Raw genomic sequence first — 26004 nt, forward strand, 5'->3', positions numbered from 1 at the left:
TTATGAAGCCGCTCTCTTCACCGTTACAGCAGTACTGGCAGACCGTTGTTGAGCGGCTGCCAGCGCCTTTAGCCGAGGAATCACTTAGCACACAGGCGAAGTCAGTACTTACTTTTAGTGATTTTGTGCAGGACAGCGTAATTGCGCATCCAGAGTGGCTAACGGAACTGGAAAGCCAGCCGCCGCAGGCCGACGAATGGCAGCATTACGCTGCATGGTTGCAGAAGGCGCTCAGTGATGTAAGCGATGAAGTCAGTTTAATGCGCGAGCTGCGTCTGTTCCGGCGGCGCATTATGGTGCGCATCGCCTGGGCGCAAACTCTGGCGCTGGTGACTGAAGAGAGCATTTTACAGCAGCTCAGCCATCTGGCGGAGACGCTGATTGTCGCGGCGCGTGACTGGCTATATGAAGCCTGCTGTCGCGAGTGGGGAACGCCGTGCAATGCGCAGGGCGAAGCGCAACCGCTGCTGATTTTAGGCATGGGTAAGCTGGGCGGTGGGGAACTGAATTTCTCCTCAGATATCGATCTGATTTTTGCCTGGCCGGAACATGGCTGTACGCAGGGCGGACGCCGCGAACTGGATAACGCTCAGTTCTTTACCCGCATGGGCCAGCGGCTGATTAAAGTGTTGGATCAACCGACGCAAGATGGCTTTGTCTATCGCGTGGATATGCGTCTGCGTCCGTTTGGCGAAAGCGGCCCGCTGGTGTTGAGTTTTGCGGCGCTGGAAGATTATTACCAGGAGCAGGGGCGCGACTGGGAGCGTTATGCGATGGTCAAGGCGCGGATTATGGGCGATAGCGATGGCGTCTATGCTAACGAATTGCGTGCGATGCTGCGTCCGTTTGTTTTCCGCCGTTACATCGATTTCAGCGTCATCCAGTCGCTGCGCAACATGAAAGGGATGATTGCCCGTGAAGTGCGTCGACGCGGTTTGACCGACAACATCAAACTTGGCGCGGGCGGTATTCGCGAAATTGAATTTATCGTCCAGGTGTTCCAGCTCATTCGCGGCGGACGTGAACCGTCGCTGCAATCGCGCTCTTTACTGCCGACACTCAGCGCCATTGCCGCACTGCATCTGCTTTCTGAAAATGACGCCGAACAATTGCGAGTGGCATATCTGTTCCTGCGGCGTCTGGAAAACCTGCTGCAAAGCATTAACGACGAACAAACCCAGACGCTTCCCGCTGATGAGCTTAACCGTGCGCGGCTGGCGTGGGCGATGGACTTCGCTGACTGGTCGCAATTGACCGGGGCGTTGACCGGACATATGACCAATGTGCGCCGGGTATTTAATGAACTGATTGGCGACGATGAAAGCGAAACTCAGGAAGAGTCGCTGTCGGAACAGTGGCGTGAGCTGTGGCAGGATGCGTTGCAGGAAGATGACACCACGCCAGTGCTGGCGCATCTTAGCGAGGATGATCGCAAACAGGTGCTAACGCTGATTGCCGATTTCCGCAAAGAGCTGGATAAGCGCACCATCGGGCCGCGAGGACGTCAGGTGCTCGACCATCTGATGCCACATTTGCTAAGTGATGTCTGTGCGCGTGAAGACGCTGCTGTCACGCTGTCGCGTATTACCGCCTTGTTGGTGGGGATTGTTACTCGCACCACTTATCTTGAGTTGCTTAGTGAATTTCCGGCGGCACTTAAGCATTTGATTTCTCTGTGTGCCGCATCGCCGATGATTGCCAGCCAACTGGCGCGTTATCCATTATTACTGGATGAACTGCTCGATCCAAATACCCTCTACCAACCGACGGCGACCGATGCCTACCGCGATGAGTTGCGCCAGTATTTGCTGCGCGTGCCGGAAGATGACGAAGAGCAACAGCTTGAGGCGCTGCGTCAGTTCAAACAGGCGCAGCTGTTACGCATCGCCGCAGCGGATATCGCCGGTACGCTACCGGTGATGAAAGTGAGCGATCACTTAACCTGGCTGGCGGAAGCCATGATAGATGCTGTCGTTCAGCAGGCGTGGGTTCAAATGGTCGCCCGCTACGGTAAACCGAATCACCTGAACGAACGCGAAGGTCGTGGTTTTGCGGTGGTCGGCTACGGTAAGCTGGGTGGCTGGGAGTTAGGTTACAGTTCCGATCTTGACCTTATCTTCCTCCATGATTGCCCGATGGATGTGATGACCGACGGCGAGCGGGAAATCGACGGGCGGCAATTTTATCTGCGTCTGGCGCAACGCATTATGCATCTGTTCAGTACGCGTACTTCTTCCGGCATTTTGTACGAAGTGGATGCGCGGCTGCGTCCGTCCGGGGCGGCGGGAATGCTCGTGACATCCGCTGAAGCGTTTGCCGATTATCAGAAAAGCGAGGCCTGGACGTGGGAACATCAGGCACTGGTTCGTGCGCGTGTGGTATATGGCGATCCACAGCTCACTGCGCACTTTGACGCGGTGCGTCGGGAAATTATGATGCTGCCGCGTGAAAGTAAAACTCTGCAAACGGAAGTACGGGAAATGCGTGAGAAAATGCGCGCTCATCTCGGCAATAAACATCGCGATCGCTTTGATATCAAAGCCGATGAAGGCGGAATTACCGATATCGAATTTATTACTCAATATCTGGTGTTGCGCTACGCTCATGAAAAACCGAAGTTAACGCGTTGGTCAGACAACGTGCGCATTCTGGAACTGCTGGCGCAAAACGACATTATGGAAGAGCAGGAAGCGATGGCGCTGACCCGTGCTTACACGACGCTGCGCGATGAACTTCATCATCTGGCGTTACAGGAATTACCGGGTCATGTGCCGGATGAGTGCTTCACCGCAGAGCGTGAACTGGTGCGGGCAAGCTGGCAGAAGTGGCTGGTGGAGGAATGAAGTGTGATATTATCGCGCGCAAATTTTGAATCTCTCAGGAGACAGGAATGAAAGTAACGCTGCCAGAGTTTGAACGTGCAGGAGTGATGGTGGTTGGTGATGTGATGCTGGATCGTTACTGGTACGGTCCCACCAGCCGTATCTCGCCGGAAGCGCCGGTGCCCGTGGTTAAAGTTAATACCATTGAAGAACGTCCGGGCGGCGCAGCCAACGTGGCGATGAACATCGCTTCTCTTGGTGCTAACGCTCGCCTGGTCGGGTTGACCGGTATTGATGATGCGGCGCGTGCGCTGAGTAAATCACTGGCGGACGTCAACGTAAAATGCGACTTCGTTTCTGTGCCAACGCATCCGACCATCACCAAACTGCGGGTGCTTTCCCGTAACCAACAGTTGATCCGCCTGGATTTCGAAGAAGGTTTCGAAGGTGTTGATCCGCAGCCGCTGCATGAGCGGATTAATCAGGCGCTAAGTTCGATTGGCGCGCTGGTGCTTTCTGACTACGCCAAAGGTGCGCTGGCAAGCGTGCAGCAGATGATCCAACTGGCGCGTAAGGCGGGCGTTCCGGTGCTGATTGATCCAAAAGGCACCGATTTTGAACGTTACCGTGGCGCTACGCTGCTGACGCCAAATCTCTCAGAATTTGAAGCCGTTGTCGGTAAATGTAAGACCGAAGAAGAGATTGTTGAACGTGGCATGAAACTGATTGCCGATTACGAACTTTCTGCGCTGCTGGTGACCCGTTCAGAGCAGGGTATGTCGCTGCTGCAACCGGGTAAAGCGCCGCTGCATATGCCAACCCAGGCGCAGGAAGTGTATGACGTTACCGGTGCGGGTGACACGGTAATTGGCGTACTGGCGGCAACGCTGGCGGCGGGTAATTCGCTGGAAGAAGCTTGCTTCTTTGCCAATGCGGCGGCGGGCGTAGTGGTCGGCAAACTGGGGACATCCACGGTTTCTCCCATTGAGCTGGAAAACGCAGTACGTGGACGTGCAGATACCGGCTTTGGCGTGATGACCGAAGATGAGCTGAAGCTGGCTGTAGCGGCGGCGCGTAAACGTGGCGAAAAAGTAGTGATGACCAACGGCGTCTTCGACATTCTCCACGCCGGGCATGTCTCTTATCTGGCAAATGCCCGCAAGCTGGGTGACCGCTTGATTGTCGCCGTGAACAGCGATGCCTCCACCAAACGCCTGAAAGGGGATTCTCGCCCGGTTAACCCGCTCGAACAGCGTATGATTGTGCTGGGCGCACTGGAAGCGGTCGACTGGGTGGTGTCGTTTGAAGAGGACACTCCGCAGCGTCTGATCGCCGGGATCCTGCCAGATCTGCTGGTAAAAGGAGGCGACTATAAACCAGAAGAGATTGCCGGGAGTAAAGAAGTCTGGGCCAACGGCGGCGAAGTGCTGGTGCTCAACTTTGAAGACGGTTGCTCGACCACTAACATTATCAAGAAGATCCAACAGGATAAAAAAGGCTAACCGGAAAGCGGTTCACATATCTCGCTTCGTGTCAGGTAGACCTATTGACGCTGTTGTTTTTTCAACCTAGAGTAAAGGAACAAGGGTGAGGGAGGATTTCTCCCCCCTCTGATTGGCTGTTAATAAGCTGCGAAACTTACGAGTAACAACACAATCAGTATGATGACAAGCTTCATCATAACCCTTTCCTTCTGTAAGGCCCCTTCCTCGGGAGGGGCTTTCCCGTTTCAGCCCCTTGCTGGCTCCCCGATTGTTGATTAGCGCCTGACCCCACGCAACGCTTTCCCTGATGCAGTTTTCTCTTCCCCGAGTCGACTCGCAAAACGCTGTAACAAGCTGATCATTTGCACTTTTTAGCGGAACGCAGATATAAAAAATCCCTGGCTTTTTGGGCCAGGGATGTGAATATAAGAAAATCTACTCTACGTTATCTGCGATGGGTATCGATGGAGTCAATGGTGAAGTCAATGCCGCCAGCGAACCGCCTGAAACGCCGATTTCATTGAGGAGAGAGTCAATAAGCGGTGCCTGTGTGCGGTAAGAAAGGGCGGCTGATAACGCCTGTTCTGCCAGATTACCCCCACCAACGCAGCCTGATGTCGTATCACCCGTAGCGCCTCCACGATTCAGTCCATCCACCTGAATTATTTTAATACCGTCGATAGACTTCATCGGTTCTACGGATTTCTCGATTACTGCAGGAAGAGACTGCAACAGCGCCAGCTTGAACTTAAGACTGGTTTGTTCGTCAGAAAGTACGTTGATAGCGTCGTTCAATGCACGTTGTGCTTCCGCTTCCGCCAGGCCTTTTTTACGTGTTGCCTCAGCTAACTCTACGATTGCTGCCGCCTGCATCTCTGCGGCTTCTTTTTCAGCTTTCGCGCGGACGGTCAGTTCGACCGCTTTGGTTTCCGCGTCTTGTGCTGCGGCAATCAGAGCAACCTGCTTGGCACGATCGGCTTCGGCGGTCTGACGAGTTGTTTCCACGTTTTGCTGGGCGCTTACCGCTTCTGCAAGTGCGAGGTTGGCACGCGCTTCCGCTTGTGACTGCTGTTCCGATTTGGCCGCAATAGCGATCGATTTCGTCTGGTTGGCGATTTCGGTGACCTGCTGCTGTTCGATTTCTTTAATGCGAACTTCGCGTTCGGCCTCAACTTTTCTTGAGCGCACGGCCTGTTCGCGGTCGATTTCTGTTTCCTGAATTTGCCGTTCAGCCAGAATACGCGTCTGCTCTGCTTCACGACGACGTTCAGCTTCAAAAGCCGCAATTTTCGCATTCTGCTCTGCGGTGCGGGTTTTAACCTGCTGCTCCTGCTCAAGTGTCATAAACGCTTCTTGCTGTTCAATTTCCAGCTTCCGCGACAGCGCATCACGGTTTTTCTCACGTACTGCGACTTCCACATCCTGTTCAACTTCGTTACGCTCGCGGCGACGGCGTTCTGTTTCCTGCGTCAGCTTGGTTAAACCTTCGGCGTCAAAGGCGTTGTTCGGATTAAAATGTTCTTTAGAGGTCTGGTTAAAGTTGGTAAGTGACACGCTTTCCAGTTCCAGACCGTTTTTCGACAAGTCTTCTGCAACGGTATTTTGCACCCCCTGAACGAAGTTTTCGCGTGTATCCTGTAACTCATGCATGGTCATTTGTGCTGCGGTGGCACGCAGAGCATCGACGAATTTATCTTCGACCAGCATCCGTAAATCTTCCGGCGATAAGGTTCGTTGCCCCAACGTCTGAGCAGCGGTGGCGATGCCTTCTACCGACGGTTTTACCCGCACGAAGAAAGCGACCACGACATCGACACGCATACGATCTTTCGTAATTAAACTATCAATCGTCGAGCGACTGACTTCCAGTTTCAATGTATTCATATTGATAGGGATTATTTCATGGAAGATCGGCATAACAATTGCGCCGCCACTCATAACCACTTTTTGTCCGCCTAATCCGGTACGGACAAATGCCTGCTCGGCAGATGCCCGACGATAAAGTCGCGCGAAAATAATACCAATAATAAATAGAACGCATACGGCAACAATCGCCATAAACATCCAGGAAGGCACTAAATTAACAATATCATCCATTACTAAATTTCCTTTTAATTAAATGTTTATAATATATTTGGCCAGGGGTTTTTTTCAGCTAAATACCGCGTTGAAGAAAGCCGGCAAATAATTAACACCTTGTCACCTTTATTAAAAAAATTACCTTCTTCAGGTTCCAGTAATAAATAGTGTGTTTGACCGAATTGATCGGTGAGTTTTCCTTCACAGGGGTGACCTGAAGTTGCCTGATGACCGGTAATTAATGCCATGCAGCCAATATATTCTTCTTCGGTAATAGCAGAGCTATGGTCACGTGGAACCCAGGGGGCAATTATCTTGCCGGTATAATGCACCATGATAATGGTGAGCAGTAAACTGACTGGAACAACGAACAAATTCGAGAGTGGGGCTTGCCAGAGCAAGATGCAGGCGTGTTGTAGCAAAACACCAAGCAGCCCAAAGAAACCGGCTAACAGGCAGAGGACGACGAGGGCTGGCAGCCTTCCGATATTGAGATAATGAAACGCTTGACTAATATTACCTGTGGTTATGGAATCGTAATGATCAAGATGTGCATCAAGAGCGCCAGAGAGCATATGGCCACAGATAATGGCAATAATTTCCAACAGACCGATTAATAGTACAAAGGAAATAGCGAAAAGATAAGGTGCGTTATAGTCGGCAAATAAAATCATCAGTCACTCCATCGTCCATTCAGTGACGCATTGTTTATTATGGTATGGTTTCCTTGCTTACATTTGCTCTGACTAATAATAACATATGTTAGTGAGTTCTTAAAAGGAGAAGTCCTTTAATGTTATTTTTTATTTTTAGAAAAAGTGTGATCCTAAACAATATATTTACGCACGTTATGTTTAAAGGCACTACACTGATTAGGGAATACTGAAATCAGAAAAAGCATATAGCCTTAAAAGGTATGCGATAACCGGAGGATGTGCTTATGGATCATAGTCTTAATTCTTTAAATAATTTCGATTTCCTGGCGCGTAGTTTTGCCAGAATGCATTCTGAAGGCCGCCCGGTCGATATTCTGGCCGTCACCGGTAATATGGATGAAGAACATCGGACCTGGTTTTGCGCCCGCTATGCCTGGTATTGCCAGCGGATGACACAGTCAAAAGAACTGGAATTAGAACATTGATATTACGGGCCATTTGGCCCGTTTTTGTGTTGCTTTATTCTGCTTTATCAACGGGTGGGATAGCTGGAGGAGACTGAACTTCTGCTACCGGGTTATTGCGCGCTTCCAATTCACTGATGCGCTGTTCCAGTAACGCCAGTTTCTCACGGGTCCGTAACAGAACCTGCGTCTGAACGTCGAATTCTTCACGGCTCACAAGATCGAGACGCGTCAGCTGCGCCTGGAGGGTTTGGCGGATTTTTTTCTCCACATCTTCCCCGAACTCCCTGATTCCTTTAGGCATTGATTCGTGAACCTGGCGAGCGATTTGCTCAATTTTTTTCGGGTCAATCATTGTAGTTTCCCTGTACTGATAGGTGTTAAGTGCCATTGTAGTGCGATAAGGGTAAGGCATAAACCAGAATTATGTGAACCTATGCGTTGCCGCCGCTAATCATTAGCGTTATAGTGAATCCGCTTATTCTCAGGGCGGGGCGAAATTCCCCACCGGCGGTAAATCAACGTATGAACATTGCTTATGAACATAGTTGAAAGCCCGCGAGCGCTTTGGGTGCAAACTCAAAGGACAGCAGATCCGGTGTAATTCCGGGGCCGACGGTTAAAGTCCGGATGGGAGAGAGTAACGATTCTGTCGGGCATGGACCCGCTCACGTTATTTTGGCTATAAGCCGCCACTCCTAAGACTGCCCTGATTCTGGTAACCATAATTTTAGTGAGGTTTTTTTACCATGAATCAGACGCTACTTTCCTCTTTTGGTACGCCTTTCGAACGTGTTGAAAATGCACTGGCTGCGCTGCGTGAAGGACGCGGTGTAATGGTGCTTGATGATGAAGACCGTGAAAACGAAGGCGATATGATCTTCCCGGCAGAAACGATGACCGTTGAGCAGATGGCGCTGACCATTCGCCACGGTAGCGGTATTGTTTGCCTGTGTATCACCGAAGATCGTCGTAAACAGCTTGATCTGCCGATGATGGTGGAAAATAACACCAGTGCCTATGGCACCGGTTTTACCGTGACCATTGAAGCTGCTGAAGGTGTGACTACCGGTGTTTCTGCCGCTGATCGTATTACAACCGTTCGTGCTGCTATTGCCGATGGCGCGAAACCGTCAGATCTGAATCGTCCGGGCCACGTTTTCCCACTTCGCGCGCAGGCAGGTGGTGTACTGACTCGCGGTGGTCATACTGAAGCGACTATTGATCTGATGACGCTGGCAGGCTTTAAACCGGCAGGTGTACTGTGTGAGTTGACGAATGATGATGGCACCATGGCGCGTGCGCCAGAGTGCATCGAGTTTGCGAATAAACACAATATGGCACTGGTTACCATCGAAGATTTGGTGGCTTATCGTCAGGCACATGAGCGTAAAGCCAGCTGAAAATCGCTGCTTAATTTACCGCGTTAATCAAGAAACCGAAGTTGTTGCTGGCTTCGGTTTTTATTTTGCCTTCATTATGCAAGATGTTAATTCCGCTTCTCTTTCTATGAGAAAATTTCATTAATATCAGGCAACCTTTTTCATTATGATCAAAATCATATAATTGTTTCGTTATTATGCGACCATATGAATATATCCGAAAAAGGATATGTGAAATTTATGCGCCAAATGTTTAGTAATGTTAAATGTTAAGGGTAAAAAGGATGTTTATCGCCTGGTACTGGATTGTATTGATTGCGCTGGCTGTGGTGGGTTATTTCCTGCATCTGAAACGTTATTGTCGGGCGTTCCGCCAGGACAGAGACGCACTGCTGGAAGCGCGGAACAAATACTTAAACAGTGCGAGAGAAGAGGCAGCAGAAAAGCTGGAATAGGGCTTTTGTGATGTTTGCAGATGTTGTCCATGCGCCGGACAACATCTGAAGCCGTTTTTAACCAATTCCTGCCGTTTGTAGCAGTACTAAACTGAACCCCATCACTGACATTCCACATAGAACGCCATAGCTGGGGTTATTATTGGGATCAATTTCTTTAGCCAATGGCATTAATTCATCAACGGAAAGTGCGACCATAATACCTGCAACCGCCGCCATGATTGCTGCCATTACCACTGGAGAAATCATGCTACCGAGGATTAACCACGCCAGAACACCACCGAGAATCTCTGCCAGTCCAGAAATCCCTGCCCACAGAATTGCGGTGCGTTTAGACCCCGTTGCCGCGTAAACCGGGCCTGCAACCGCCAGACCTTCAGGAATATTATGCAACGCCACTGCCAGAGCGATACCAAAGCCCAGCTCCAGGTTACTGCTCGCTGTGACAAAGGTGGCAATCCCTTCCGGGAAGTTATGCAGGCTGATACCCAGAGTGAGCAGAATAGCAGTGCGCTTGATTGATTTTGGTAGCGGCTGCACTGATTTTTGCATTAAATCCTGCGGGTGAGCATGTGGCAACATGCGGTCCAGGCCAAAATAGCCCAGCAAACCAACGATAAACATACCGTAGCCCAGCACAGGCGACATCCCTTCGGCGGCTAATGCGGCAGGAAGCATCTCCATTAATGAGATGAGCAACATAATCCCCGCCGCAAATCCCAGCGAAAACGCCAGCAGTCGGTTTGAGGGTTTTTGTCCAAGAACGCCGAGAAACGCGCCAATAAACGTGGCTGCCCCCGCCAGTATGGTCAGAATGAGAGGTACTGACATCGACAACTCCTTATAATTCTTCAACTTCAGGTGGAGCTTCAAAATAACTGATGATGATCATCATGGTTATCTGGGTTCTTCGCCCACCGAACAAGCGTATTGTGAGGATATCAAAATGACACCTTCAATTAAGGATATCATCATGTCTTCAACGCGTATGCCAGCATTGTTTTTAGGTCACGGTAGCCCGATGAACGTGCTGGAAGATAATTTATATACCCAGGCCTGGCAGCGGCTAGGCGAGACATTGCCGCGCCCGAAAGCGATAGTCGCTATTTCTGCGCACTGGTTTACCCGTGGCACGGGAGTAACAGCAATGGAAACGCCACCGACAATTCATGACTTTGGCGGCTTTCCTCAGGCGTTATACGAAACGCATTATCCGGCTCCGGGTTCACCTGCTTTGGCACAGCGACTGGTCGAATTGCTGGCGCCAGTACCTGTTACCCTGGATAAAGAAGCCTGGGGTTTTGACCACGGTTCCTGGGGCGTGCTGATTAAGATGTATCCTGACGCTGACATCCCGCTGGTGCAGTTGAGTATCGACAGTACTAAACCCACCGCCTGGCATTTCGAAATGGGACGTAAGCTGGCGGCGCTGCGCGATGAAGGGATAATGTTAGTTGCCAGTGGCAACGTGGTGCATAACCTGCGCACGGTGAAGTGGCATGGCGATAGTTCACCGTACCCGTGGGCGATGTCGTTCAATGAGTATGTGAAAGCGAATCTGACGTGGCAAGGGGCGGTTGAAGAGCATCCACTAGTGAACTACCTCGACCATGAAGGTGGGGCGTTATCGAATCCAACACCGGAACACTTTCTGCCACTGTTGTATGTGTTAGGTGCGTGGGATGGTCAGGAGCCGGTGACTGTTCCGGTTGATGGTATAGAGATGGGCAGTTTAAGCATGTTGTCGGTGCAGGTAGGTTAAAAGATGAGAATAACCGAAGCCACATTGCTGGCTTCGGTTCTCGTTACCTTACTTTTGCAGCAGCTTGAGTCCCCATGCGCCGCTCATCACTAGCAGCAGTAATAAACAGAGACCAAAAGCCAACATACAGGCCTGTGCCATGTTCATAAAGTGCCACGGCGGTAGCAGATACCAGCCTTCAGATTGCTGATACATCTCTACAAACCACTGCTGCATACTGCTCAGTGTGACGCCATCGGGAACGATTGGCGCGTCATAGCCACAATCTCCGGTCGGTTTGAACCAGTTTGGTGCCCACTGTGCAAGCGGCAGGTTAAAGGGGAAAGTGGGATCGGTAGAGCAACCCTGTACGCCAAACAGTGAATCGGGATCCGGGTTATGCACCGCATGGTGGATATCGTTCAGTTTGAGTGAAAACTTCAGCCCCATAATGCTGCCGTAAAATGCCATCACGCAGCCAATCAACTTAAGGACGATATTCTTCGGGTTGATCGCCGCAACCAATCCTCCAATAACCATTACAAACATGGCGTAGCGAATGTAAACGCATTGTTCGCATGGTGCCATGTAGAGATAGATTTGGAAGAACGAGTGCGCGAGGATAATCAGCGCGCCCATCGCAGCGGCCATTAACAACCACAAAAAGCGTTGTTCCTGCCATTTGACCAGCGTGTTCACCGGTGATGTGCGTAGGTCTTTCCACATTCCCTTAATACCCATAGCCAGTTTCCCTGTTATTTGCTTGCTAACTCACGGATAAGGTCTGCCATTGCATCAATGGATTTAATACTCTTGGTGTAGATCAGATATTTACCGTTGACGACATACGCCGGAACGCCCTGGATTTTTGCAACTTCATAAGAGGCTTTCCATTTTTCCAGTGTTTCTTGTACCGCTGGCTCTTTCAGTGCTGCTTCAAAATCCGCCTGGCTCATACCTGCGGCATCCAGACCAGTTTTGATAAAGGCAGCGGGATCTTTGCCGTCAGACCAGCGTTCTTTTTTGTCGTGATATGCCGCGTAGTAGGCAAACTTGGCCTTCTTAAACTGAGAGTTAGCATCAAATAAGGAAATGCCTGCTGCTTTATCTTTATTTATCAAGACCGCAAAGACTTCGCTTGCTTGTTTGCCGTATTCACCTTTGGTTTCCAGATGAAAAGGCGTGAAAGCAACGACATCTTTCACTTTTTCAGAGACAGGGCCAGTCACTGCTTTGTCATACTTGTAGCAGAACGGGCAGGCATAGCTGAACACTTTAATCAGCGTTTTATCGGCGTTCGGAATCGGTTTTTCCAGAACCATATAATCCGTGCCTTCGGTGAATGCAGATGCGGTAAATGAAACCGCCAGAGCTGCGGTCAGCAGTACACTTTTAAACAGTGATGAGATCCCTAATTTCGACATTTTTTATTCCCTTCTTAATTATTTAAACATCTGCTGTGGACGGACTAACAGCGCACGATAGTGAGTCTGGTTGGGTTTATCAGACAGCACGTCGATTTCCACTTTCACTTCTTTGGTTTTGTAATCTATTTCGTTCAACTTACCGACGGTTGGCTGCCCGACATCGAACAAATGAATAGAACCACCGAAGCCAAACATGGTGTTGCGGTCGGCTTGATATTCAATGATGGAGGTGATTGGGCTATAGAAATCGTAGCCACGTTCTTTACCGTATTCCCAAACTTGCTGAACGGTGCCTTTCTTCTCATCAATCTTATATTCCACAAAGCGGGAATATTTCATGGTTGGTAAGGCAGGTTGTTCCAGATGGCGACCGTCGCCATTATCAAAGATAGTGAGCGTACCTTTACTGGAAATCCAGGCGGTATGTTGGGTGTAGGTAAAATCGAAGTCCGAGTTTTCACACAGACCGTTTTCGTTACACGTAATAGGTTTACCGTTAGCATCAACTGGTTTCAGCAGCTTGCTAGCCAGTGGTTTTTCCCAGCCTTTCGATGGCGCAAGGATCCATTTCACTTGCTTATCACGACCAATCTTCACTACGCCCTGATGACGAGAGGAGAGAATAATTGAGTCATCTTTTGCGTCATAAGCGATAGAATTAACGTGCGCCCAGTTACGGCCTGGCCCTACACCCAGAGCGTCGCCAAACGGTGTATCTGGTTCCAGTTTTGCCTGTTGTCCTGCATGGGCAAGGTCAACGTTAACGCAAACTGCACCTGCATCCAGCGCGCCGAGCAGTGCATCGCGTTTCGGATCGAGGATCTTCGTCAGATCCCATACATCGACAACGCGACCAGATTTATCGACTTCGAGGATATGGTCACGAATGGTGGTGACGTGTACGCCGTCATCGCGACGATAGTTACTCTTACCTACGCGCAACAGTACCGTGCCATTTGGCGTCTCAATGGATTCATGAGTGGCGTCAGCGAATCCGCGCGGCAGTTTATGATCTTCCAGCACCTGACCCATCATGTCGAACTCGTACCAGTGCTGACCCTGTACTGCGGTAAAGGTGCCGCGTGGCGTTTCGCGGATGCCCATCAGATAACCACGCTTGTTGATATCGCGGTCACGACCATCGTAGAAGGTGTCTTGATCCAGCCACCAGCGGTATTCACCTTCGGTATCGACGATAAAGGTGAATGGCGCGATATCAAAAGGCAGTGCGCCGGTTGCCGGACCCGCATCGAGGATCCCGGCATTTTTATCTTTCTCACCATGCCAGTGGAGGTCGGAACCTTGCGCAGTAAAGGTATGGGTATTAACCAGATAGAGGCGGTCTTCAAAACCTGGCGCGACTTTAACAACTTTGGTTTGCTGTAGGTTGGAGATGGAGCGGTTATCCATGTAATTATTGACGATGGCGGAAGTCTGCACCACGTAATCATCTTTCATGGCCTTACCGTTTTCTTTCCACTCAACGGTTACTTTGTTAGCAAATTTCTGGTAAAGACCAAAAATCGGTACACCATCGTAAGTTTTTAGTGACTCCTGACCCACGTGATAGCTGATTTCAACGCCTTTTTCGCCTTTCCCGTGGACGGTAACTTTGACGTCAGAAATGACATGACTATCTAAATCAACCACAGCAGTCAGAGGAGCATTACCGTAGGGATCAACGATGACTGCGCCGAGTTGCCCGGCAGGTGGTGCAGGTTTAAAACCTGCTGCCATCACCCCTGATGCTGACAAACCCAGAGTTATCGCCACAGCTCCGGCTACCAGAGTTTTTCTATATTTATCAAACATGGATATATCTCCTTATATAACGCAAATATATAATAATGATGAATATCGACTGTTGAGATGGTGCTAATAAATTCATTTGACGAATGAAAGTGTATTTCTAATAGTTGTTATAAATGCTTTTTTACTTGATTTAGATTTTTGTATTTCTCTGTAACAAATATTTTCTTTTAGTCGATACTAGGGGGGCAATATATCAATAACAATATTCAATATTGTGTAGTGTGATCCCAGCGACATTGTTTTTTAATTATTAAATCTATTTTTGGTGCAATAAAAGTTATAAATAAGCATATAAAACAACAAGTTACTATGTTTTTTATTAGTTAATTTAATTACAATATCGCTTACATATGACGATCTAATATTAAATTAGGAATTAATGTTAAATAAAGGTGATAGATGTAGTTGATTATATATAGGTGGGAGTGATGATTTGCGGATTATAATAAATTGCCCCAGTAAACGGGGCAATATTGAACAGTATTATTCAACGAAAATATGCGGATAAAACCGTGACATGTCCTGGGTGATTAATGCACGGTCTTCACGAATCCCAATTCCGGCAGGTTGATCGTTCACCAGCCAACTTCCAATCAGCATATAACTGTCGCCAAATTTCGGTAGTGGATGGAATTGCTGAACAATCATCCCTTCTTCGCCATACGGACCTTCCGCTGCTTCAATGGTTTTACCGTTCTCAATGATCGACACGTTTGCGCCTTCACGGGAGAAGATCGGTTTAACCACATATTTTTCCATTTGCGGATGATCATCTTCCGCAAAATAAGCGGGCAGCAGGTTCGGGTGATTCGGGAACATCTCCCACAGCAGCGGCAGAAGCGCCTTGTTGGAGATAATGCTCTTCCACGCCGGTTCCAGCCAACGCACGCCAGCATCTTCAAGCTTAGTGGAGAACATTTCGCGCAGCATAAATTCCCACGGATACAGTTTGAACAGGTTAGCGATGACCTGATCCTGCAAATCTGTGAACTGACCTTTTTCGCCTAAACCGATATCGTCGATGTACAGAAACTCGGTGGCGATTTCAGCTTCGGTCGCGCAGTCCTGCAAATACTGAATGGTGCCACGATCTTCCACTGTGTCGCGACAGCAGGTGAGATGCAGCAACTGAAAGCCGTACTGCTCACGCAACTCGACAAAACGGTCAATGAGCTTTTCTTGCAGACTGTTAAACTGGTCGCTGCCTTCCGGCAGGTTGCCCGCGTTAAGCTGATCTTCCAACCAGATCCACTGAAAGAACGCAGCTTCATACAGTGACGTTGGCGTATCGGCGTTATTTTCCAGAAGTTTAGGTTCGCCAGTGCCATCCCACGCCAGATCAAGACGCGAATAAAGCGACGGCTGGTGAGTCAGCCATGACTGACGCACAAAACTCCAGGTGTGTTTTGGAATGCGGAATTTGGTCATCAGCTCGTCGCTGGCGATCACTTTTTCCACCACTTTCAGGCACATCTGGTGTAGTTCAGCGGTGACCTCTTCCAGCTTTTCAACCTGGGTGAGGGTCAATTTGTAGTAAGCATCTTCACACCAGTACGGCTCACCGTACATGGTATGGAAATTGAAACCGTACTCGTGAGCTTTCTCGCGCCAGTCCGGGCGCTCGGTAATACTGACTCTTTCCATCGGTATCAGCCGCCCATTGAACGAGAGGAAGTGCCGGTTGCGCTACGCTGCATGGTGCTTTGTTTGGCAACAGATTCACCAAAGCCGCCACGGGTAACGGTGGTGGTGGTGGCCGGTTTCGGCGCCATGGCTGTTTTCGGTACGGTCATGGTGCGGCCTGGCTGGGCTGCGCCATAGTTTTTACCCGTGGCATCAGTGTATTTGCCGTAAGCCGGGCTGGCCGGGTTTTTCGAAGAGAACAGCGGTTGTTGCGCAAAGCCCGCGCCACCGCCCATCAGACGTCCCATCATGTAACCGGCCATCAGCGGCATCCAGAAGCTACCGCTGGATTGCTGAGCCTGCGCCTGGTTTTCTGGCGCCATGCCAGCCTGAGCAGGTGCCTGCTGGCATTGACCTTCGCCAAATTCAGCAACACAGTCTTCACGGGTGGCGTATTTCGGCGCAGTACGTTCCGCTTCTTTCAGCGCATTATTGTACGCAGTGGTGCATTCTGCACTTTTGCCTGGGTTTGCCGCTGAACAATCATCAGCATTTTGATACAGAGACACTGTTTCATCACTCTTTTCACAGCCTGCCAGCATAAAAACAGTGGCAACCGCGAGAGCAACAGGTGTCAGATGGCGTGCGCTCCAGTTTTTGCGGAACGATGCGTGGCGTATGGATTTTGTCCGTTTCATTTTTGTCTTCCGGGACCAGTGGTAAATACCCATCAGAATAGAGGATGGCTGGTCGAAATTGAAGCGAGAAGGGGGAAGAATGCGGCAGATAACCCGTATCTTTACGTTGCCTTACGTTCAGACGGGGCCGAAGCCCCGTCGTCGTCATCAGTTACGGAAAGGGTTATGACCGTTACTGGTGGTAGTGCGTGCTGATGTTTGCTGAACAACTGGTGCCGGGCTATCAGGCGCATAGCCATCAGCAATAGCATTCTGTTCTGGCGTTGGCGGCGCAACGTTTTCCGGGTTAGTGGAAACCGGTTTGCTCAGCGCATTGTTTAGTGCCAGCAGATCCTGCTCGTTCAACGTACCCAGAGCTGATTTAATATTCAATTGGTTAATCAGGTAGTTATAACGCGCATTTGCCAGTTCTTGTTTGGCGTTGTACAGCGTAGTGGTGGCGTCCAACACATCAACAATGGTACGCGTACCGACCGAGTAGCCCGCTTCCATCGCGTCTAATGAGCTTTGGGCGGAAACCACGGCTTGTTTGTAAGCGTTAATGCTACTGATAGATGCATTAATGTTGTTGAAAGAGGAACGCACGGTTTGCACGACGCTACGGTGGGCGCTTTCCAGTTGTTCGCTGGCACCGACAAAGTTGTACTGTGCCTGTTTCACCTGCGAGTTAACCATCCCGCCCTGATAAATCGGCAGCGAGAAGCTCAGACCCACTTTGTTCTGACCCATATTGCTGTCGTCATACTGGGCACTGTTCGCTCCACGGGTTTTCGAACCGCTATAAGAGGTGTCAGAAATCCCGGTAGAAGCCGTTAAATCCAGCGTCGGTAAGTGACCATCCTGCGCCTGGCGAATTTGCTCGCGCGCCAGATCCTGGCTCAAACGTGCCTGTAACAGCGACAGGTTGCGTTTTTCTGCTTCTTTCAGCAGCGCGTTAACCGGCTGTGGTTTGTCGGTTTTGAAGTTTTCGACATTCAGGGCCGCCAGTTCCGGATAGTAATTACCGGTGATCTGACGCAGTTGTTCAACGGCATTGTCGAGGTTGTTACGTGCGGTCACTTCGTTCGCCAGCACGGTATCGTACTGTGCGCGGGCGTTCTGCACGTCGGTGATCGCCACCAGACCCACGTTAAAACGTTGGGTGGTTTGATCTAACTGACGGTAGATCGCTTCTTTTTGCGCCTGGGTATAGGAAAGCACGTCAATAGCATTCAACACGTTGAAATAAGCGGTCGCAGTGTTGAGGATCAAGGTTTGTTGATCGGTCTGATAGGTGACGTCCTGAATACCGGCAGCCTTTTCCTGCAAGGTCAGCGCCCGCCATTTCGACATATCGAAAATGGACTGAGTCAACTGCAGGGATGCACTGGTTGCGTTAGAGTTGATGCCGTTCACGTCGCGGTAGCCGTTGCTATAGGTGTAATCTGCACCTAAACCTAGCTGTGGCAGTAATGGACTGCGCGCTTCATTAATTTTTTCAAAGGCAGCATCACGATCGGCGGCAGACTTACGCAATTCCGGGTTACTAAGGCGTGCTTGCTGATAAACTTGCATCAGGTTCTCGGCCTGGCTCAACGTACTGAACCCAGAAAGGCTCAGGCCGATAAGAATGGGGAGCAATTTCTTCATTTGCATTCCTTGTGGTGAAGCAGTATTTAGCGCTGATCAAACTGTAAAATTATTGCGGATTCTAGCAGAAGCCGCTACCGCAAAAGGTTGGCGTTACGTGCCATAGGGCATTAATGTGCCTCAATTTAACACATGACTGCTCAAACGGCAGTCAAACGTCGCTGAAATTCACATTTAATTCACTATTAGTGCCAGGACATTAACCATGCTTAAGCCAGACAACCTGCCCGTTACATTTGGCAAAAACGATGTAGAAATTATTGCACGAGAAACACTTTATCGCGGCTTTTTTTCATTAGATCTTTATAGGTTTCGTCATCGTCTATTCAACGGGCAAATGAGTCATGAAGTCCGCAGAGAAATTTTTGAGCGCGGTCACGCCGCAGTCTTGCTACCCTTTGACCCAGTGCGTGATGAAGTCGTGTTGATTGAGCAGATACGGATTGCCGCGTATGACACCAGCGAAACGCCCTGGCTACTGGAAATGGTTGCCGGGATGATTGAAGAGGGGGAAAGTGTGGAAGATGTCGCCCGACGCGAAGCGATTGAAGAGGCGGGGCTGATAGTCAAACGAACCAAACCGGTGTTAAGTTTCCTGGCAAGCCCAGGCGGCACCAGTGAGCGTTCGTCAATTATGGTGGGCGAAGTGGACGCCACGACCGCAAGCGGTATTCACGGTCTGGCTGATGAAAACGAAGATATTCGCGTTCATGTGGTAAGCCGGGAACAGGCCTACCAGTGGGTAGAAGAGGGGAAAATCGACAACGCAGCGTCAGTCATCGCTTTGCAATGGCTGCAACTGCATCATCAAGCGTTAAAAAATGAGTGGGCATAAATGAAGCGTTACACACCTGACTTTCCTGAAATGATGCGCCTGTGCGAGATGAACTTTTCACAATTGCGCCGTTTGTTACCGCGCAATGATGCACCCGGCGAAACTATAAGCTATCAGGTGGCAAACGCACATTATCGGCTAACGATAGTGGAATCGACCCGATACACTACCCTGGTGACAATAGAACAGACTGCGCCTGCGATCAGTTACTGGAGCCTTCCGTCAATGACGGTGCGTCTGTATCATGACGCGATGGTGGCTGAAGTGTGTTCAAGCCAGCAGATTTTTCGCTTCAAAGCGCGGTATGATTATCCTAATAAAAAGTTGCATCAACGCGACGAAAAGCATCAAATTAATCAGTTTTTAGCGGATTGGTTGCGATACTGTTTAGCACATGGAGCGATGGCGATTCCGGTTTATTAGCGTCGTGAAACCTAAGGACACCATTTGGAAAGCCTGTTAACCCTTCCTCTGGCTGGTGAGGCCAGAGTCAGGATTTTACAAATTACCGACACTCACCTGTTTGCACAAAAGCACGAAGCCCTGTTGGGGGTAAACACCTGGGAGAGCTACCAGGCTGTGCTGGAGGCGATTCGTCCACACCAGCACGAATTCGACCTGATTGTCGCGACAGGTGATTTAGCGCAGGATCAAACTGCTGCGGCCTATCTGCACTTTGCGGAAGGCATCGCAAGCTTTCGTGCGCCCTGCGTCTGGCTGCCGGGAAACCATGATTTCCAGCCTGCGATGTACAGCGCGTTACAGGATGCGGGTATTTCCCCGGCGAAGCGTGTGTTTATCGGTGAGCAATGGCAAATCTTGCTGCTGGATAGCCAGGTGTTTGGCGTACCGCACGGCGAATTGAGCGAGTTTCAGCTTGATTGGCTGGAGCGAAAACTGGCCGATGCGCCAGAGCGCCATACGTTGCTGCTACTGCACCATCATCCGCTGCCTGCAGGCTGTAGCTGGCTCGACCAACACAGTCTGCGTAACGCAGGTGAACTGGATAATGTGCTGGCGAAGTTTCCGCACGTCAAATATCTGCTGTGTGGTCATATTCATCAGGAACTCGATCTCGACTGGAACAGGCGCCGCCTGATGGCAACGCCGTCGACCTGTGTACAATTTAAACCACACTGTTCCAACTTCACGCTGGACACCATTGCTCCCGGCTGGCGTACGCTGGAGTTACATGCTGATGGCACGCTGACTACCGAAGTGCACCGCCTTGCGGACACGCGTTTCCAACCTGATACCGCTTCAGAAGGTTACTGATGTCTACGCTTCTTTATTTACACGGTTTCAACAGCTCGCCGCGTTCTGCAAAAGCGAGCTTGTTGAAAAACTGGCTGGCGGAACATCACCCTGACGTTGAGATGATTATTCCGCAGTTGCCGCCGTATCCTTCCGATGCGGCAGAACTGCTGGAATCCATTGTCCTGGAACATGGCGGCGATTCGCTGGGTATCGTCGGTTCATCACTGGGGGGTTACTACGCCACCTGGTTGTCGCAATGTTTTATGTTGCCCGCAGTGGTGGTAAACCCGGCGGTGCGCCCGTTTGAATTGCTAACAGACTATCTCGGTCAGAACGAGAACCCCTACACCGGGCAGCAATATGTGCTAGAGTCACGCCATATTTACGATCTCAAAGTCATGCAGATTGACCCGCTGGAAGCGCCGGATCTTATCTGGCTGCTGCAACAGACGGGAGATGAAGTGCTGGATTACCGCCAGGCGGTGGCGTACTACGCTTCCTGCCGCCAGACTGTAATAGAAGGCGGCAACCACGCATTCACGGGCTTCGAAGATTATTTCAACCCGATCGTCGATTTTCTTGGTCTGCACCATCTCTGACGATCAACTCGAATTGCTAACTTAAACCATGACGCAAACTTATAACGCTGATGCCATTGAGGTACTCACCGGGCTTGAGCCGGTTCGCCGCCGTCCGGGGATGTATACCGATACCACTCGCCCTAACCATTTGGGGCAAGAAGTTATTGATAACAGTGTCGATGAAGCACTGGCGGGTCACGCAAAACGCGTGGATGTAATTTTACATGCTGACCAGTCGTTAGAAGTGATTGACGATGGTCGCGGGATGCCGGTGGATATTCACCCTGAAGAGGGTGTACCGGCGGTTGAACTGATTCTTTGCCGTCTGCACGCAGGCGGTAAATTCTCTAACAAAAATTACCAGTTCTCTGGCGGCCTGCATGGCGTGGGGATTTCGGTGGTTAACGCCTTGTCGAAGCGCGTAGAAGTCAACGTGCGCCGCGATGGCCAGATTTATAACATCGCGTTTGAAAATGGCGAAAAGGTACAGGATTTGCAGGTCGTCGGCACTTGCGGTAAACGCAATACCGGCACCAGCGTGCACTTCTGGCCGGATGAAACCTTCTTTGACAGCCCACGCTTTTCTGTTTCCCGGCTTACACATGTACTGAAAGCCAAAGCAGTACTGTGCCCCGGCGTTGAGATCACCTTTAAAGATGAGATCAACAACACTGAGCAACGCTGGTGCTATCAGGACGGTCTGAACGATTACCTGGCGGAAGCGGTAAACGGTTTACCGACACTGCCGGAAAAACCGTTTATCGGTAATTTCGCTGGCGATACTGAAGCGGTTGACTGGGCACTACTGTGGCTACCGGAAGGCGGTGAACTGCTGACCGAAAGCTACGTCAACCTGATCCCAACGATGCAGGGCGGTACGCACGTTAACGGTCTGCGTCAGGGCTTGCTGGATGCGATGCGTGAGTTTTGCGAATACCGCAACATTCTGCCGCGCGGCGTGAAACTGTCGGCGGAAGATATCTGGGATCGCTGCGCATATGTGTTGTCAGTAAAAATGCAGGATCCGCAGTTTGCCGGGCAGACCAAAGAGCGTCTCTCTTCGCGTCAATGTGCAGCATTCGTTTCTGGCGTGGTTAAAGATGCCTTCACCCTGTGGCTGAACCAGAACGTCCAGGCGGCGGAACTACTTGCTGAGATGGCGATTTCCAACGCCCAGCGTCGTATGCGTGCCGCCAAAAAAGTGGTACGTAAAAAGCTGACCAGCGGCCCGGCGCTGCCTGGCAAACTGGCTGACTGCACCGCGCAGGATCTTAACCGTACCGAACTGTTCCTCGTGGAAGGGGACTCCGCAGGCGGATCCGCCAAGCAGGCGCGCGATCGTGAATATCAGGCGATCATGCCGTTGAAAGGTAAGATTCTTAACACCTGGGAAGTCTCTTCCGATGAAGTACTGGCCTCGCAGGAAGTGCACGATATTTCGGTTGCGATCGGTATTGATCCTGACAGCGATGATCTTAGCCAGCTACGTTACGGCAAGATCTGTATCCTCGCGGATGCGGACTCCGATGGCCTGCACATTGCCACGCTGCTCTGCGCGCTGTTTGTAAAACACTTCCGCACGCTAGTGAAACATGGTCACGTTTACGTTGCTCTGCCACCGCTCTACCGTATTGATCTGGGTAAAGAGGTCTATTACGCGCTGACAGAAGAAGAGAAAGAGGGCGTACTTGAGCAATTAAAACGCAAGAAAGGCAAGCCGAACGTTCAGCGTTTTAAAGGGCTGGGGGAAATGAACCCTATGCAATTGCGCGAAACTACGCTTGATCCGAATACTCGCCGTCTGGTGCAGTTAACCATTGATGATGAAGACGATCAGCGTACTGACGCGATGATGGACATGCTGCTGGCGAAGAAACGCTCGGAAGACCGCCGTAACTGGTTGCAAGAGAAAGGCGATATGGCGGAGATTGAGGTTTAAAAGAAAGAACATTGCCCGGTCAGGATGGCCGGGCAAACAAGGCAGGATTAAATCCCCGGTTGCAGAATACGAATATTCATTTCCAGCACATCGCCTTTTACGGCTTCGCTGTACGCTTTCATGTGTGGCGTCTGCAAATGCGCTTCAAGATGGGCAATGCTTTCCCACTGCTCAATCATCACGATAGAGTCCGGTGCCATAGACTGGAAACTCACGCCAGCAGCGCAATCCACCATCGGCGCATAGCCGTGGCAACCTTCTTCCTTCAGTACTATTGGTACGATTTTAGCAAACTGATCCAATACCGCCTGACGGTGATGTTGGCCAGGACGAGTACGGATTTCAGCGATTACTGTAAGCATGGTTAACTCCTTCTAAAGCCAGAGCTCTAGTTAACCAAAAATTTCCACAAGATGCTTGCGATATTCTTCGGTATAGCGGGGAACATCAGGCATTTTTATCACGTCATTAGCGATAAATGTCGGCAGCGGTTCCATGCCGAGGAATTGGTTTGCTTTATGGAACGGCAGATACACGCCGTCAACGCCGACGCCGTGGAAGAACTGATCTTTTTCAGTGAAGGCTTCCATTGGTGCGTTCCAGGTCAGGGAAAGCATATATTTTTTGCCCTGCACCAGGCCGCCAGAGCCGTATTTTTTCGACGGATCTTTGCGGGTACGACCATCGCTGGCATACAGCGTACCGTGACCTTCGGTGAACACATCATCAATGTATTTTTTCACCGTCCACGGCGCGCCCATCCACCAGCCTGGCATCTGCCAGATAACCACATCAGCCCAGAGAAAGTTTTGTACTTCGGCTTTGACATCGTAGTCGCTGTCGGCGCGAACGATGCGGACATCATGCCCGAGGTTGCGCAGCGTGCCATCCGCGACTTCGGTCAGGGTGTCGTTCAGTTGACCATTGGAGTGGGCGAATTTTTTCGCGCCGTTGATAATCAGGATATTGCTCATTTTTTATCCTCAAGGTGAGACGTTTGCCGACTATAGTACGTCACAGAGCGGTACGGTGAAATTAGCAAAATGTGCAAAGTCTTTTGCGAATTTAGCAACAATACCACCACTACCAGCTTACTTTCGCCTCAAATCCACCTTGTTTCGCATTCCCAAACACAACATTCATGCCATGCAATTTGGCGATCCGCTGGACAATCGACAGCCCAAGCCCACTGCCGGTGGCGGTTTGTCCTGGTGGGCGATAGAAACGTTCGCCAATTCGCGCCAGTGCCTCTGGCGTTACACCGGGACCGTTATCCCTTACGATGAAATTATCGGCATTCAGCGTGACGTCCACCACGCTGCCCTGTGGACTGTAGCGCACGGCGTTATCCAGCAGATTTCGTACCAGCAAACTTAGCAATAGCGGTTGTCCGGTGCGTTTGATGCCCTGTGTATTGAGCGTCAGCCGCACGTCAATTTTCGCCTGTTGCGCCGTGTGGTAAATATCCATTACCGACGATTGCAGGAGATCTTCAAGTGGGATCTCCGCGACGTCCTGAAGGTTATCCAGCGAGTCGAGCCGCGATAGTGTGAGCAGTTGATCAACAAGGCGGGTGGCGCGATCGATCCCGGAATGTAACTGTATCAGTGCTTTTTTCCGTGCCTGCGGATCGTCGTCGGAAAGCTGTGCGACTTCGGTTTGTACTTTCAGCGCCGTTAACGGGCTACGCAGTTCGTGAGCGGCATCGGAGGTAAAGCGTCGTTCACGAACCATCATCGCATGTGTACGGTCGAAAAGTTGATTCAGCGACTCGACCAGCGGACGCACTTCGTTGGGTACACCGTCAGCGTTGAGCGGTTTTTCCGAGTCAGGATCGCGCATACGTAGCGCCAGCGCCAGTTTGTTTAGTGGCGAGAGTTCACGGCCCAGTAGTACCATCATGATGATCAACATGATAGGCAGCGCGATAAGCCAGGGAATGAGCTGTCCAGTGACAATCGCCAGTGCCATGTCTTCACGGTATTCCCACTCCTGGCCAACAACGATGCGATATTTACCATCATGTGACGTCATCCAGACAAAACGCCAGGGATCGTCTTCACCTACCAGTTGCCCATTAGCAAAACCTTCCCGTTGATAGCTGTAGGGAATATCTTCTCCATTATCGCCATCGTTAAGAACCATGTTGCCGTCGTGAGTAAAGACTGCAAAGGTCAGCGCATCATCATCTACGTGACCGTGTTTTAATTTATTCGGTGTTTGCGCCATACGATCTGCCGCATTGATTTCGTTAAGATCGAGCGTACTTAACCGTTTGGCAAACAGCATCAACTGGGTATCGAATAACTCATCGACATTATCCATTGTTTGTTTCCAGGCGACAAAGCTGGAGACAAGCCAGGTCACCGAGGCCAGAATCAAAAAGATCAGCGTCAGTCTGACTCGCAGACTAAGGCGTTGGGTAAATTTCATTTCTCACCTAATGTGTAGCCAATACCGTGAACGGTGCGAATAAAGTCGCTGCCGAGCTTACGTCGCAGATGATGCACATGCACTTCGATGGCATTGCTGGTGACCTCTTCGTCCCAGGTGTACAGTTTTTCTTCAATCAATTTGCGCGGCAGTACCCGACCAGCGTTACGCATCAGTAATTCCAGCAGGGCAAATTCTTTTGGCTTCAGCGTTAAGGGTTCGCCAGCCTGAGTGGCAATACGTTTGCCGGGGTCGAGCATTACGTTACCGTGATGTAACTCATTGCTGGCTTGCCCGTTGCTTCGACGCATCAGTGCTTCCAGCCTGGCAGCGACTTCTATTAAGGCAAAAGGTTTACACAGATAATCGTCGGCGCCCAGACGCAAACCTTCTACGCGTTCCGCCAGGGCGTCGCGCGCGGTCAGGATCAGTACCGGTTCACGCTGACCTTTATCCCGCCATTCGCGCAAAATATCGCGACCATCCATTCCTGGTAAGGTTAGATCAAGGATTACTGCGTCATAAGGTGCGCTATAAAGCGCCTCTTTTCCCTGACGACCTTCCGTAAACCAGTCAACACTAAAGCCCATCTTACTAAGACCTGTTTTGATGCCGTCGCCAATCAGCATGTCATCTTCTATCAGTAAAATTCGCATCTTTTCATCCCTGCGATAGCTGTATTCGTTG

Annotated in this window: 26 protein-coding genes and 1 riboswitch; of the genes, 11 read left to right on the forward strand and 15 right to left on the reverse strand. The window is 50.4% G+C overall.

Going from position 1 to position 26004, the window contains the following annotated elements; all coding sequences use genetic code 11:
* Window positions 1-2 precede the first annotated feature (2 nt).
* The gene (glnE, locus tag A7098_RS21515; protein ID WP_105281390.1) at window positions 3-2843 is read left to right on the forward strand and encodes a bifunctional [glutamate--ammonia ligase]-adenylyl-L-tyrosine phosphorylase/[glutamate--ammonia-ligase] adenylyltransferase; all 2841 of its coding nucleotides are present in this window, start codon (window positions 3-5) and stop codon (window positions 2841-2843) included.
* Between the two features lie 47 nt (window positions 2844-2890).
* Window positions 2891-4324, forward strand: a complete 1434-nt coding sequence (gene hldE / locus A7098_RS21520) for a bifunctional D-glycero-beta-D-manno-heptose-7-phosphate kinase/D-glycero-beta-D-manno-heptose 1-phosphate adenylyltransferase HldE (protein ID WP_105281391.1) — start codon at window positions 2891-2893, stop codon at window positions 4322-4324.
* Window positions 4325-4443: 119 nt separating this feature from the next.
* Here hldE and A7098_RS21525 read toward each other — a convergent pair whose 3' ends face one another.
* From A7098_RS21525 to A7098_RS21535, 3 genes are all read right to left on the reverse strand, one after another.
* Window positions 4444-4503: a type I toxin-antitoxin system Ibs family toxin gene (locus A7098_RS21525; RefSeq protein WP_001387081.1), complete on the reverse strand. Its 60-nt coding sequence runs from the start codon at window positions 4501-4503 to the stop codon at window positions 4444-4446.
* 238 nt (window positions 4504-4741) lie between these two features.
* Window positions 4742-6403, reverse strand: a complete 1662-nt coding sequence (locus A7098_RS21530; RefSeq protein ID WP_105281392.1) for a flotillin family protein — start codon at window positions 6401-6403, stop codon at window positions 4742-4744.
* Window positions 6404-6429: 26 nt separating this feature from the next.
* Window positions 6430-7059 carry an OB-fold-containig protein gene (locus A7098_RS21535; protein WP_105281393.1) on the reverse strand — a complete coding sequence of 210 codons (630 nt, stop codon included), beginning with the start codon at window positions 7057-7059 and terminating at the stop codon, window positions 6430-6432.
* A 266-nt stretch (window positions 7060-7325) separates the two neighbouring features.
* Between A7098_RS21535 and glgS the strand changes: the two genes are divergently transcribed.
* A complete protein-coding gene (glgS, locus tag A7098_RS21540) occupies window positions 7326-7526 on the forward strand; it encodes a cell surface composition regulator GlgS (protein ID WP_010348753.1) in 201 nt (66 codons plus the stop codon).
* Between the two features lie 34 nt (window positions 7527-7560).
* Here glgS and ubiK read toward each other — a convergent pair whose 3' ends face one another.
* Complete coding sequence (gene ubiK, locus A7098_RS21545; RefSeq protein WP_010347865.1) at window positions 7561-7860, reverse strand: ubiquinone biosynthesis accessory factor UbiK; 300 nt, start codon at window positions 7858-7860, stop codon at window positions 7561-7563.
* 121 nt (window positions 7861-7981) lie between these two features.
* Window positions 7982-8151, forward strand: a riboswitch (FMN riboswitch).
* A 103-nt stretch (window positions 8152-8254) separates the two neighbouring features.
* On the opposite strand from ubiK, the gene ribB reads away from it, so the two are divergent.
* Window positions 8255-8908 (forward strand): 3,4-dihydroxy-2-butanone-4-phosphate synthase, encoded by a 654-nt coding sequence (gene ribB, locus A7098_RS21550; RefSeq protein WP_001076997.1) that lies wholly within the window; start codon window positions 8255-8257, stop codon window positions 8906-8908.
* 263 nt (window positions 8909-9171) lie between these two features.
* Window positions 9172-9342 (forward strand): protein YqiD, encoded by a 171-nt coding sequence (yqiD, locus tag A7098_RS23885; RefSeq protein WP_000469260.1) that lies wholly within the window; start codon window positions 9172-9174, stop codon window positions 9340-9342.
* A 57-nt stretch (window positions 9343-9399) separates the two neighbouring features.
* Here yqiD and zupT read toward each other — a convergent pair whose 3' ends face one another.
* Window positions 9400-10173: a zinc transporter ZupT gene (zupT, locus tag A7098_RS21560; protein ID WP_000115866.1), complete on the reverse strand. Its 774-nt coding sequence runs from the start codon at window positions 10171-10173 to the stop codon at window positions 9400-9402.
* 142 nt (window positions 10174-10315) lie between these two features.
* Between zupT and ygiD the strand changes: the two genes are divergently transcribed.
* Entirely contained in the window at window positions 10316-11104 is a 789-nt protein-coding gene (gene ygiD / locus A7098_RS21565; protein ID WP_024212369.1) for a 4,5-DOPA dioxygenase extradiol, read from the forward strand.
* A 48-nt stretch (window positions 11105-11152) separates the two neighbouring features.
* Here ygiD and dsbI read toward each other — a convergent pair whose 3' ends face one another.
* From dsbI to tolC, 6 genes are all read right to left on the reverse strand, one after another.
* A complete protein-coding gene (gene dsbI, locus A7098_RS21570; RefSeq protein ID WP_000511509.1) occupies window positions 11153-11824 on the reverse strand; it encodes a protein-disulfide oxidoreductase DsbI in 672 nt (223 codons plus the stop codon).
* 14 nt (window positions 11825-11838) lie between these two features.
* Entirely contained in the window at window positions 11839-12507 is a 669-nt protein-coding gene (locus A7098_RS21575) for a thiol:disulfide interchange protein DsbA/DsbL (protein WP_000040018.1), read from the reverse strand.
* Window positions 12508-12525: 18 nt separating this feature from the next.
* Complete coding sequence (locus A7098_RS21580; RefSeq protein ID WP_105281394.1) at window positions 12526-14322, reverse strand: aryl-sulfate sulfotransferase; 1797 nt, start codon at window positions 14320-14322, stop codon at window positions 12526-12528.
* A 483-nt stretch (window positions 14323-14805) separates the two neighbouring features.
* Window positions 14806-15966, reverse strand: a complete 1161-nt coding sequence (locus A7098_RS21585) for a glutathionylspermidine synthase family protein (RefSeq protein WP_105281395.1) — start codon at window positions 15964-15966, stop codon at window positions 14806-14808.
* A gap of 5 nt (window positions 15967-15971) precedes the next feature.
* On the reverse strand, window positions 15972-16643 hold the full coding sequence (locus A7098_RS21590) for a DUF1190 family protein (protein ID WP_000831543.1): 672 nt from the start codon (window positions 16641-16643) through the stop codon (window positions 15972-15974).
* Window positions 16644-16790: 147 nt separating this feature from the next.
* Window positions 16791-18272, reverse strand: coding sequence for an outer membrane channel protein TolC (gene tolC, locus A7098_RS21600; RefSeq protein ID WP_105281396.1), 1482 nt, complete (start codon window positions 18270-18272; stop codon window positions 16791-16793).
* Window positions 18273-18477: 205 nt separating this feature from the next.
* Here tolC and nudF point away from each other — a divergent pair, with 205 nt between their 5' ends.
* Genes nudF through parE form a run of 5 tightly spaced genes read left to right on the forward strand, consistent with a single transcriptional unit; the run spans window position 18478 to window position 22884 of the window.
* On the forward strand, window positions 18478-19107 hold the full coding sequence (gene nudF, locus A7098_RS21605) for an ADP-ribose diphosphatase (RefSeq protein ID WP_000917117.1): 630 nt from the start codon (window positions 18478-18480) through the stop codon (window positions 19105-19107).
* Window positions 19108-19530 carry a DUF1249 family protein gene (locus A7098_RS21610; RefSeq protein WP_000833387.1) on the forward strand — a complete coding sequence of 141 codons (423 nt, stop codon included), beginning with the start codon at window positions 19108-19110 and terminating at the stop codon, window positions 19528-19530. It begins immediately after the preceding gene.
* Between the two features lie 24 nt (window positions 19531-19554).
* Complete coding sequence (gene cpdA / locus A7098_RS21615; protein WP_105281397.1) at window positions 19555-20382, forward strand: 3',5'-cyclic-AMP phosphodiesterase; 828 nt, start codon at window positions 19555-19557, stop codon at window positions 20380-20382.
* The gene (yqiA, locus tag A7098_RS21620; protein WP_000105733.1) at window positions 20382-20963 is read left to right on the forward strand and encodes an esterase YqiA; all 582 of its coding nucleotides are present in this window, start codon (window positions 20382-20384) and stop codon (window positions 20961-20963) included. The genes cpdA and yqiA overlap by 1 nt, the downstream gene beginning before the upstream one ends.
* A 28-nt stretch (window positions 20964-20991) precedes the next feature.
* The gene (gene parE, locus A7098_RS21625) at window positions 20992-22884 is read left to right on the forward strand and encodes a DNA topoisomerase IV subunit B (RefSeq protein ID WP_105281398.1); all 1893 of its coding nucleotides are present in this window, start codon (window positions 20992-20994) and stop codon (window positions 22882-22884) included.
* Between the two features lie 47 nt (window positions 22885-22931).
* On the opposite strand, the gene A7098_RS21630 is transcribed toward parE, so the two are convergent.
* From A7098_RS21630 to qseB, 4 genes are all read right to left on the reverse strand, one after another.
* Window positions 22932-23246, reverse strand: coding sequence for a putative quinol monooxygenase (locus tag A7098_RS21630; protein ID WP_032226299.1), 315 nt, complete (start codon window positions 23244-23246; stop codon window positions 22932-22934).
* 30 nt (window positions 23247-23276) lie between these two features.
* The gene (gene mdaB / locus A7098_RS21635) at window positions 23277-23858 is read right to left on the reverse strand and encodes an NADPH:quinone oxidoreductase MdaB (protein WP_032226298.1); all 582 of its coding nucleotides are present in this window, start codon (window positions 23856-23858) and stop codon (window positions 23277-23279) included.
* A gap of 109 nt (window positions 23859-23967) precedes the next feature.
* Window positions 23968-25317 carry a quorum sensing histidine kinase QseC gene (qseC, locus tag A7098_RS21640; RefSeq protein ID WP_105281399.1) on the reverse strand — a complete coding sequence of 450 codons (1350 nt, stop codon included), beginning with the start codon at window positions 25315-25317 and terminating at the stop codon, window positions 23968-23970.
* A complete protein-coding gene (gene qseB / locus A7098_RS21645; RefSeq protein WP_001221481.1) occupies window positions 25314-25973 on the reverse strand; it encodes a quorum sensing response regulator transcription factor QseB in 660 nt (219 codons plus the stop codon). The genes qseC and qseB overlap by 4 nt, the downstream gene beginning before the upstream one ends.
* Window positions 25974-26004 lie beyond the last annotated feature (31 nt).

This window comes from Escherichia sp. MOD1-EC7011, assembly GCF_002965005.1.
GTDB lineage: Bacteria > Pseudomonadota > Gammaproteobacteria > Enterobacterales > Enterobacteriaceae > Escherichia > Escherichia ruysiae.